Origin of the sequence: Paenacidovorax caeni (genome assembly GCF_001298675.1) — a bacterium.
In the GTDB taxonomy this organism is placed as follows: domain Bacteria; phylum Pseudomonadota; class Gammaproteobacteria; order Burkholderiales; family Burkholderiaceae_C; genus Paenacidovorax; species Paenacidovorax caeni.
The window spans coordinates 140,164-150,631 of sequence record NZ_CYIG01000007.1 but is presented as its reverse complement, the minus strand read 5'-3'; the positions used below and the strand labels follow the sequence as shown (position 1 = coordinate 150,631).

Sequence of the window (10,468 nt, the reverse complement as noted above, 5' to 3'; positions counted from 1 at the left end):
AGCAAAAGAAGGTACCGTCGCACACCCAAGCCTGCCCTTACAATTCCCGGCCGGCCTCCCCGTAGTTCAATGGATAGAACGAGTGCCTCCTAAGCGCTAGATACAGGTTCGATTCCTGTCGGGGGGACCACTGTGGAGACTCCGCCATGGAAATGCGCTCCTCCCCAGTGGTTCAGATGCTGCAAGAGGCCTTAGCCCATCGCCATCAGCCAGCCCGAGAGCCCTGCCAGCAGGACCACCAGGGCCGGCGGAACCCGCCCCACAGTTAACAGGCCGAACGCAAGCAACGCCAACGCAAAATCCGCTTTGCCGTGGATGGCGCTGGTCCACACCGGGTCGTACAAGGCAGACGCCAGAATGCCGACCACACCAGCGTTGATGCCGGCCATGGCTGCCTGAATCCCCCCACGCTGACGCAGTGCCTCCCAGAATGGCAGGGCACCCACCAGAATCAAAAGAGCGGGCAGAAAGATGGTGGCCAGCAGCGCGAAACCACCCACCCAGCCATGCAATGGCCCGTGGGCGACAGCGCCAAGGTAGGCCGAAAACGTGAACAGCGGGCCAGGTACCGCCTGCGCCGCGCCGTAGCCGGCCAGGAAGTCGGCGTTACTCACCAGGCCTTCAGGCACCACCGCAGCTTGCAGCAGGGGCAAAACAACGTGCCCGCCACCGAAGACGAGCGCGCCAGCGCGATACACCCCCTCCAGCAACGCCACCGTGCTTGAGCCTGTGGCTGCGGCCCACAGGGGTAATCCGATGAGCGTCACAGCGAACAACAGCAATGCAGCGCTCCCCAGTTGGCGCGAGACCGGGTAGCTGTGGGCCTGGCCACCGCCGGGTTGTGCGATCTTCAGGGTCCACCAGCCCAGCAGTCCCGCCGTGGCGATGGCGACAAGCTGTCCCATCGCAGAGGGCAACGCCAGGGTCAGCAGCGCCGCCAGCATGGCCAGTGCGGCGCGCGGGCGGTCCGGGCACAGCGATTTGGCCATGCCCCAGACGGCTTGCGCCACGATCGCCACGGCCACTACCTTGAGCCCATGTACCCAGCCGAACTGGGCCAGGCCCTGGTACTGCGCGACGCCAAAGGCGAACAGGATCAGCGCCACTGCCGATGGCAAGGTGAACCCGGCCCATGCCGCAAGCAGCCCCCACCAGCCAGCGCGGCCCAATCCCAGTGCCATGCCAACCTGGCTGCTGGCCGGACCGGGCAGGAACTGGCACAGGGCCACCAGATCGGCGTAGCTGCGGTCATCCAGCCAGCGGCGGCGCTCGACAAACTCCGTGCGAAAGTAGCCCAGGTGGGCGATGGGGCCGCCGAAGGATGTCAGGCCCAGTTTTAGAAACGCGCCAAAGACTTCGGCTACGGTACCTGGTGCTGCCATGGTTTCCTGCTGCAAGGTGTTGAGGGAAGCCCCCATGTCATACGCTCTCCGGCGCCAACCGCGTGTCACGGCCATGCGGATCAACCGAACCAGCCCATGCCTGCAAGATTAGCGCGGCGCGCAAGCCCCCGAGATGCGGCGCGTCCTCCAGGGTGAGTGCCGTGCCATGCCGCCGGGCAATCGCCTGCACGATAGCCAGCCCCAGGCCGCTGCCCTGCGTGCCTTGGGCAGACTCGGGCCCGCGGTAGAAGCGGCCCAACACGCGCGCCCGCTCGGCGGCTGGAATGCCGGGGCCGCTGTCTTCCACCCACAGTTCGACACCGCCGGGCACAACGCGCCATCCGGCATCAATGCGCCCGCCCGCAGGGGTGTATTTGACAGCGTTGTCCAGCAGGTTGCGCAGCAGAATGCGCAAGGCCTCGGGCAGCCCGGCGGCCCAGCCGCCGGTGCCGTTGGCTGCGCACGCGGGCGCCAGGCCCAGGTCAATGCCACGCGCCTGCGCGCCCGGCGCCGCATCGGCGAGCGCCTGGCGCACCAGCGCATCGCAATCCACCGCGACCAGGGGCGACACCGCCGCGGCGCTGGCCTCCTGGCGCGCCAGCACCAGCAGTTGCTCGACCAGGCGTGTGGCGCGATCCAGGCCCGCATCCAGGCGCGCCACGGCCTGCTGGCGTGCGGCATCGTCGGGTGCGCGGCGCAGGCCCTGCACCTGCAGCTTGAGCGCGGCCAACGGCGAGCGCAGTTCATGCGCAGCGTCCGCCACGAAATGCTGCTGCGCCTCGAAGGCGCTGCGCACACGCGCCAGCAGCAGATTCAGCTCCTGTACCAGGGGCTGCACTTCGTCGGGCAAATCTGTTTCACTGACGGCCACCAGATCATCGGCCTGGCGCAGCGCGAGCTGGCGGCGCACGCGCTCTACAGGCGCCAACAGATGGCGGACCGTCCACCACACCCACAGCGCCAGCAGCGGTGCCATGACTGCCAACGGCAGCAGCGAGCGCAACGCCAAGGCGCGTGCCATGGCCCGGCGCACCGCCATGTCATGTGCCACCTGGATGACCTGCGCCCGCGTCTGCAGGGAGAAAACACGGTAGGTGGCGTCGCGCACCTGCACGTTCGTGAAGCCCAGCACGGCCAGTTGCGGCAGTGCCGTACCCACGGCGGACTCGAAGATGCGCAAGCCTTCATGGGTCCATACCTGAACAATGAATTCGTCGTTCTGGTACTCGGCGCGCGGGCCGCCACCCCAGGCCTGGGCGTCGGGCGGCAGGCCCGCACGCAAGGCAAAGGCCGTTTGCTGCATCTGGTGGTCGAACAGTGCATCGGCCTCGGCCAGGGCGCTGCGGTACGCCAGCGTGGCCTGCGCCAGCGCAGTGCACAACACGGCCGTGAAAAGCAGGGCCAGCAGGCGCCAGCGCAGCGAGGTGGGCCAGCGCGGCGCTTTCATCGCGGCACCATGTAGCCCAGGCCGCGCACATTGAGCACGAGATGGGCCCCGAGTTTTTTGCGCAGGCCGTGGACATAGACCTCCACGGCATTGCTGCTGATCTCACCGTCCCAGCCGTAAAGCTTGTCCTCCAGTTGCTGGCGCGACAGCACGGTGCCGGGGCGGGCAATCAGCGCCTCCAGCACCGCCCATTCGCGCGCCGACAGCGACACGGGCCGCCCCTGTACCAGCACCTCGCGCGTGGCCGGCGTGACGGAAATGCCCTGGTGCTCGTACACCGGCTCTGCGCGCCCTGCTGCGCGGCGCAGCAGTGCGCGGATGCGCGCCAGCAACTCCTCCAGGTCATAGGGCTTGAGCACATAGTCGTCGGCCCCAGCGTCGAGGCCCTGCACACGCTGGGCCACGCCGTCACGCGCCGTTGCGATCAGAACTGGCGTGCGATCCTTGCGTGACCGCAGGTCGCGCAACACCGCGAGGCCATCACGGCGCGGCAACCCCAGGTCAAGCAGCACAAGGTCGTAGGCCTGCGTGGCCAATGCGGCGTCAGCCATGTCGCCGTCGTTCGCCCAGTCCACCGCGTAGCCCTCCGCGCGCAGCAGGTCACGCACGGCTTCGCCGATCATCGGGTCGTCTTCCACAAGTAGCAAGCGCATGGCGAAAGCATAGCGGGGCATGCCCGCTTGCGAGAGTGAAGTTCAGGCCCCACGCCAAGAACGTATTGACGCTCTAGCCCAGGCGCACCGGCACGAAGATCTTGTCGCCATCGCGCGCAATCAGCAACGCTACCGACTTGCCAGCCTTGGCCATGGCCGCGCGCACCTGGGCCACGCCCTGCACCGGCGTGCCGTTGATGGCCAGCAGCACGTCGCCACCTTGCACGCCGGCCAGCGCCGCCGGGCCACGCACGTCCTCAACCAGCAGCCCCTTGTCCACCCCAGCGGCGCGGGCCTCCTGCGGGGCCAGGGGGCGCAGCGACAACCCCAGCTGTCCCTTGCCCACGGGCCCTTCGGCCTGAGCGACCGGTGCGGCCTTATCGCGGGCATTCCCGAGCGTGGCAACCAGCGTCTGGGCCTGGCCCTGGCGCCAGATTTCGACCTGCACTTTCTGCCCCGGCGCGGCCTGTCCAACGATTGCCGGCAAATCGCCCGACGCCACCACGGGCTGGCCATCCACGCTGCGGATCACGTCGCCCACCTGCAGGCCGGCCTGGTCGGCCGGACCACCGTGCTCCACGCTGGCCACCAGGGCGCCTTCGGGACGTGGCAACTGGAACGAGTCCGCCAGCGCCTGGTTCACCTCCTGCACCGCCACGCCAAGGCGGGCATGGTGCGCCTGCCCGGTGGCGCGGATTTGCTGCCCCACCTTCGACGCCACCTCGATCGGAATGGCGAACGACAGGCCCTGGAACCCACCGGAGCGGGAGTAGATCTGCGCGTTGATACCCACCACCTCGCCGCGCGCATTGAACAGCGGCCCGCCCGAGTTGCCGGGGTTAACGGCTGCGTCGGTCTGGATGAAGGGAACATAGCTGTCGTCGGGCAGCGAGCGCCCCTTGGCGCTGACCACACCGGCCGTCACCGTGTTCTCGAAACCAAAAGGCGCGCCGATGGCCAGCACCCACTCGCCCACCTGCAGATCACGCGAATTGCCCAGTTTCACCGTGGGCAGGTCGTGCGCGTCGATCTTCAGGACGGCAATGTCCGTCTTCGGGTCGGCGCCCAGCACCTGGGCCTGAAACTCGCGCCGGTCCGTCAGCTTGACGGTGACGCTGCTGGCCCCCTTGACCACGTGGGCGTTGGTCAGGACGATGCCGCTCGGGTCGATGATGAACCCCGAGCCCTGCCCGCGCATGGGCAACGCGCGCCCGCCAGACGCGCCCATGCCGGGCATGCCAAAGCGGCGGAAAAACTCATAGAAAGGATCCTCGGGGTCTATGCCGCGCGGCGGCTGCGCGGCTGCGCCGTCATCGTCCTCGGCATCGGACGCCTTGCGCATGCCGCTGACGCTGATGTTGACCACGGCCGCGCCATAGCGCGCCGTGATCTGCGAAAAGTCCGGCAGGGCTACGGATGCCGATAGGAGTGCGGGCGCCGCCGCCGCTGGTATGCCCGCCTGCGCACGCACTTCGCGCGCGGTGATGAGGCCCGCACCCGTGGCCCCCAAAGCGCCTGCGGCCACTAGGGCCACGACCAGCCGCCGGGGAGAAGAGAGAAGAGTGTTCATGGTGTGCCTTTCCAAAACCGTTGTGCGATGGAAAGGCAGTGTGGGCGGGCGAACTTAGGCGGCGCTTAAGAGTTCCAGCACCATCTCCGGCGGCCGGCACAGGCGCGCCCCCCGGGGCGTCACCACGATGGGCCGGTTCAGCAGTTCTGGATGGTTTGCCACCGCTTCGAGCACATCCGCATCGCTGTGCCGCGGGTTGCCCAGGTCGAGCGCCTGGTAGGCTGCCTCTTTGGCGCGCAGCAGCTCGCGCACCGGCACACCCAGGCGCGCGACCAGCGCCGTGAGCTGCGCCACGTTCAGCGGCTCTTTGATGTAGTCGATGACGACAGGCTCCAGGCCGCGCTCGCGCAGCAGGGCCAGGGCACCGCGCGAGTTGCTGCAGCGGGCGTTGTGGTAAATCGTGATATCGCTCATGCGCGCAGTGTATGCAGGCCGCCCAACCGGCCGCAGGCGCGGGGCCATCAAGGTTCGCGCGCGCGCAGCGTGCGGCTCAGCAGGATCACCGGCACCAGCCCCACGGCAACCAGCGCCAGCGATGGGAGCGCGGCCTCGCCCAGGCGTTCATCGCGCGCCAACTGGTACGCCACCACGGCGAGGGTGTCGCTGTTGAAGGGGCGCAGCACGATGGTCGCAGGCAGTTCCTTCATTACGTCCACGAACACCAGCAGCAGCGCGGCTGCGGTCGAGCGGCGCAGCAGTGGCCAGTGCACGCGCCGCAGCAGCCCCCAGCCCCCCGTGCCCAGCATGCGCGCGGCGTCGTCGAAGCTGGCCGGAATGCGCGCATAGCCGCTTTGCACTGATTGCAGCGCCACCGCGCAAAAGCGCACCAGGTAGGCCCAGACGATGCCCACCGCCGTGGTGGTGAACAGCGCACCAACGCCCCACTCGGGCAGGGCCGCCTGCAGCCAGCCGACCGGGAGCAGCAGGCCCACGACGATCACCGCGCCCGGCACGGCGTAGCCCACACTGGCCAAGCGCACCACGGCGTGGGTAATGCGGTCAGCACGGCGACGCACGGCGAAGGCCAGCGCCATGGCCAGTGCCACAGCCAGCACGGCGGTGATAGCGCCCAGGCGCACGCTGTTAGCCGCCCATTCGACGAAGCGATCCCACGGCAGCACCGACCAATCGGCCGCCAGCGGGCGCAGCATGAAGGCCACGGGTGCCACAAACCCCATCAGCACCGGCAGCAGGCACACCGCCCAGGCCCCCGCGCAGCGCCAGCCTGCCAGGCGCTGCGGCTGGGCCTCGACCGAACCTGCGCGCCCCGTGGTGCTGGTGGCGAAACGCATGCGCCGCTGCGCGCGCTGCTCCAGCCACAGCAGCACCAGCACCAGTGCCAGCAGCATGGTGGCGAGTTGGGCGGCGGCCAAACGGTTGTCCATGGCCAGCCAGGCTTTGTAGATGCCCGTGGTAAAGGTCTGGATGCCGAAGTAGCTGACGACGCCGAAGTCGGCCAGCGTCTCCATCAGCACCAGCGCCACGCCCGCTGCCACCGCCGGGCGCGCCAGTGGCAGCGCCACCGTGCGCACGCGCCGGGACAGCGGTGCGCCCATGAGCCGCGCGGCCTCCATCAGGTGCGCGGCGCGTTCGCCCAAAGCGGTGCGCGCCAGCAGGTACACATAAGGGTAGAGCGCGAAGATGAAGACCCACACCGCGCCCCCCAGGCTGCGCACCTCGGGCAGCACGCGCCCCTCCAGGCCGAAGCCCGCGCGCAGCCAGGTTTGCAGCGGGCCGCTGAACTGCAGGAAGTCGGTGTAGGCATAGGCCGTGACGTAGGCCGGCATGGCCAGGGGCAGCAGCAGCAGCCACTCCATCTGGCGGCGCCCCGGAAAATCGAAAAGCGTCACCGCCGCGGCCGTCGCCATGCCCACGCAGGCGGCCCCCAGGGCCACCCACAGCCCCAGCCACAGCGTCGTCCAGAAATACCCCGGCAGCACGGTGGACGCCATCTCGCGCAGGATCGCCACGGCCTGCGCCCCGCCCTGCCCCCAGGGCAGCCAGGCTGCCAGCAGCGCCAGCACGGGCAGCGACAACACGAGCGCGAGCAGCAGCAGCGGAAAAAAACGCAAGGCGGAAGGAGGGGGGCGCAAGGCGAATCCGTCGGTGGGAGAAAGAGGATGCAAGGGCCCGTCAGAGCGTTTGCGGCCACGATTGCAAACAGGAATTCTAAGCATTTGCACCACCCTACAATCGCGCCATGTTCCTGAACGTTTCGCAACTCACGGTGCGCTATGCGGGCCGCGCGCAGCCCGCCGTGGATGGCGTGAGCCTGGGTCTGGCTACAGGTGAGATCGGGGTGCTCATCGGCCCCTCGGGCTGCGGCAAGACCACGCTGCTGCGCGCCGTGGCGGGGCTGGAGCCTGTCAACGACGGCGAAATCCGTCTCTCCAGCCAGGTGGTGAGCCAGGCCGGGCGCAGCGTGGCGCCGGAGGCGCGGCGCATCGGCATGGTGTTCCAGGACTACGCCCTGTTCCCGCACCTGAGCGTGGAGCGCAACGTGGCCTTCGGCATCCACCAATGGCCCGCACCGGAAAGGCGCGCCCGCGTGGCCGAGGTGCTGCGACTGGTGGGGCTGGAGGGTAGCGAGGCGCACTTTCCCCACGCGCTCTCAGGCGGGCAGCAGCAGCGCGTGGCGCTGGCGCGCGCGCTGGCGCCGCGCCCGCAGCTGATGCTGCTGGACGAACCGTTCTCCAACCTTGACGTGGATCTGCGCGAGCGCCTGGCGCACGAGGTGCGCGGCATCCTCAAAGCCGCTGGCGCCACCGCGTTGTTCGTGACACACGACCAGCTGGAGGCCTTCGCCATTGGCGACCGCATCGGGGTGATGCAGGGGGGGCAACTGCACCAGTGGGACGACGCCTACGCCCTCTACCACCGCCCGGCCACGCGCTTCGTGGCCGACTTCATCGGGCATGGGGTGTTCGCACCGGCGCAATTGCTGCTGCTGGACAGCGGCGTGGTGGCACGCACGCCACTGGGCGACCTGACCGACCTGGAAGAGTGTCCGCTGCCATCGAGCTACCCCGGCGGGCTGTGCGACGTGCTGCTGCGCGCCGACGACATCGTGCACGACGACACCGCCGCCGTGCAGGCGCAGATCGTGCGCAAGGCCTTCCGGGGGTCGGAGTTTCTCTACACGCTGCGCCTGGCCGACGGCCTGACGGTGATGGCCCACGTGCCCAGCCACCACGACCACGCCGTGGGCGAGTGGATTGGCATCCGCCCGCAAGTGGACCATGTGGTGACCTTCCCGCGCGCGGGTTGATTCACAGTCTTTTGGGCTTCCAGCGCTTTACAGGCAAGCGCTGGCAGCTATTTTTTTAAGAGCAATCAACCTGGCGCAGCGCATCGACGACGCCATGCAGGTGCGCGCTCCAAGCGCGCCGCTCGCGGCCCTGGGCGTGCTCGGGCGGGCCAAAGTGCACCACGGCGGTGATGGCGGGGGCGGAGAGCGTGCGCCAGATCGAGCCGATCAAAGTTTCGTCGCCGATGTAGCTGGGTGCGAAGCTCGTCGCCCCGGTGGCACGGTCAATGAAGCGCAGCCCCACGGGCTGCACCGGCGCATCGGCCGCCAGCGCGGCCTCCAGCAAATTGGCGTGGAACGGCAGCAGCGTGCGCCCGTCGCCCGTGGTGCCCTCGGGGAACACGGCCAGTACCTCGCCTTGCTGCAGCGCCGCCGCCATGCGCTTGACCATGCGCAGCGCATCGCGCCGCGATTCGCGCTGGATGTAGAGCGTGCCGCCGGCCGTGGCCAGGGTGCCGACGACGGGCCAGGCCTGCACGTCTGACTTGGAGACGAAGCGGCAATAGCGCGCCGCGTGCAGCACCGGGATGTCGAGCCACGAAATGTGGTTCGCCACCAGCAGTGCCGGCCCCTGCAGCACCGGCGTGCCTTGCACCTGCAGCGTGATGCCGGCGCGCGCCAGCAGCCCCAGCGACCAGGCCTGCACCCGGGCCTGTTGCTGCTCAGGCGAGAGGCGCGGAAAGTGCCATGTGACCACCCACAGCCCGTGCAGCAGGTGCGCCAGCATACGCAGCGTGCGCCCCAGGGCGCGCAAAAGGCGCATGCGCTGGCTTAGCGCTCGAAGGCGACGTGCCCGCCAACCAGCGTGGCGCGCACGCGCACCGGCAGCTCGTAGCCGGCAAAGGGCGTGTGCTTGCCCTGGCTGGTCAGCGCGTCAGGGCGCACCACCCAGGCGGCCTGCGGATCGACGATGCACAGGTCGCCCACGCCGCCCTCGACGATCTGGCCCACGCTGGCCTGCAGCGTGCCCAGCGCGTTGCCCAGCACGCGCGCGGGCTCGTTGGTCACCACGGCCAGCGCGCGCGCCAGCGGCACACCCTGATCCTGCGACCACTTGAAGGCCAGCGCCAGCAGCAGCTCCAGCCCGGTGGCGCCGGGCTCGGCCTCGGCGAACGGCAGTGCCTTGGCGTCCTCGTCCACCGGCGTGTGGTCGGACACCAGCGCATCGATGGTGCCGTCGCGCAGCGCCTGCGACAGCGCGTCGCGGTCGCGCTGCTGGCGCAGCGGCGGCGTCAGGCGTGCACTGCTGTCGAAGTAGCCGATATCGTTCTCCGTCAGGTGCAGCGAATTGATGCTGACGTCGCAGGTCACTGGCAGGCCGGCGGCCTTGGCCTGGCGCACCAGCTCGACCCCGGCCGCGCTGGAGAGGCGGCACAGGTGCACGCGCGCCTGGGTGCTCTTGAGCAGCTCGAAAATGGTGTGCAGCGCAATCGTTTCGGCCGCCACCGGCACGCCCGACAGGCCCATGCGCGTCGCCAGCGCACCGCTGGCGGCCACACCCTTGCCCAGGTGCAGCTCCTGCGGGCGCAGCCATACGGTGTAGCCAAAGGTGGCGGCGTACTGCAACGCGCGCTGCAGCGTCTGCGTGCTGGCCAGCGGCACGTCGGCCTGGCCGAAGCCGACGCAGCCCGACTCGGTCAGCTCGGCCATCTCGGTCAATACCTCGCCCGCCAGGTTGCGCGTGAGTGCCCCGAGGGGGAACAGGCGTGCCTGGTGCAGCTTCTCGGCGCGGAACTTGAGCATTTGCACCAGGCCGGGCTCGTCGAGCACGGGGTCGGTGTCGGGCGGGCAGACCAGGCTGGTCACGCCCCCGGCGACAGCAGCGGCCATTTCCGATTCGAGCATGCGCTCATGCTCATGCCCCGGCTCGCGCATGCGCGCGGCCAGGTCCACCAGGCCCGGCAGCACGATGCAGCCCGTGGCGTCGATGACGCGCGCGGGCGCGAAGTCCTTGGGCTGGCGGTCCACGGCGATGATGCGCCCCGCGGCAAGGGCCACGCTGCACACCTTGTCCAGCCCGCTGGCGGGGTCGATGACCCGGCCGTTCTCAATCAGGATTTTCATGGTTTCAAGCCAAATTGGCCGCTAGCCCTTACCAATCAAGCGCTA

At 69.1% G+C, this 10,468-nt stretch carries 9 protein-coding genes and 1 tRNA gene; 2 read left to right on the top strand and 8 right to left on the bottom strand.

Features of this window, described 5'->3' with window-relative positions:
• Window positions 1–55: 55 nt before the first annotated feature.
• Window positions 56–130 (top strand) — tRNA-Arg (locus BN2503_RS04845).
• Between the two features lie 61 nt (window positions 131–191).
• Here BN2503_RS04845 and chrA read toward each other — a convergent pair.
• From chrA to BN2503_RS04815, 6 genes are all read right to left on the bottom strand, one after another.
• Window positions 192–1,418: a chromate efflux transporter gene (gene chrA / locus BN2503_RS04840; RefSeq protein WP_054255517.1), complete on the bottom strand. Its 1,227-nt coding sequence runs from the start codon at window positions 1,416–1,418 to the stop codon at window positions 192–194.
• 1 nt (window position 1,419) lies between these two features.
• Window positions 1,420–2,829: an ATP-binding protein gene (locus BN2503_RS04835; protein WP_054255516.1), complete on the bottom strand. Its 1,410-nt coding sequence runs from the start codon at window positions 2,827–2,829 to the stop codon at window positions 1,420–1,422.
• A complete protein-coding gene (locus tag BN2503_RS04830; RefSeq protein WP_054255617.1) occupies window positions 2,826–3,482 on the bottom strand; it encodes a response regulator transcription factor in 657 nt (218 codons plus the stop codon). The genes BN2503_RS04835 and BN2503_RS04830 overlap by 4 nt, the downstream gene beginning before the upstream one ends.
• Window positions 3,483–3,555: 73 nt before the next feature.
• Window positions 3,556–5,052: a Do family serine endopeptidase gene (locus BN2503_RS04825; protein ID WP_054255515.1), complete on the bottom strand. Its 1,497-nt coding sequence runs from the start codon at window positions 5,050–5,052 to the stop codon at window positions 3,556–3,558.
• A gap of 54 nt (window positions 5,053–5,106) precedes the next feature.
• Window positions 5,107–5,466 (bottom strand): arsenate reductase (glutaredoxin), encoded by a 360-nt coding sequence (gene arsC / locus BN2503_RS04820; protein WP_054255514.1) that lies wholly within the window; start codon window positions 5,464–5,466, stop codon window positions 5,107–5,109.
• A gap of 47 nt (window positions 5,467–5,513) precedes the next feature.
• Window positions 5,514–7,229 (bottom strand): ABC transporter permease, encoded by a 1,716-nt coding sequence (locus BN2503_RS04815; protein WP_175537900.1) that lies wholly within the window; start codon window positions 7,227–7,229, stop codon window positions 5,514–5,516.
• Window positions 7,230–7,252: 23 nt separating this feature from the next.
• On the opposite strand from BN2503_RS04815, the gene BN2503_RS04810 reads away from it, so the two are divergent.
• Window positions 7,253–8,320: an ABC transporter ATP-binding protein gene (locus tag BN2503_RS04810; protein WP_054255512.1), complete on the top strand. Its 1,068-nt coding sequence runs from the start codon at window positions 7,253–7,255 to the stop codon at window positions 8,318–8,320.
• 55 nt (window positions 8,321–8,375) lie between these two features.
• Here BN2503_RS04810 and BN2503_RS04805 read toward each other — a convergent pair whose 3' ends face one another.
• Window positions 8,376–9,122: a lysophospholipid acyltransferase family protein gene (locus BN2503_RS04805; protein WP_054255511.1), complete on the bottom strand. Its 747-nt coding sequence runs from the start codon at window positions 9,120–9,122 to the stop codon at window positions 8,376–8,378.
• Window positions 9,123–9,130: 8 nt separating this feature from the next.
• Window positions 9,131–10,423: a dihydroorotase gene (locus BN2503_RS04800; RefSeq protein ID WP_054255510.1), complete on the bottom strand. Its 1,293-nt coding sequence runs from the start codon at window positions 10,421–10,423 to the stop codon at window positions 9,131–9,133.
• Window positions 10,424–10,468 lie beyond the last annotated feature (45 nt).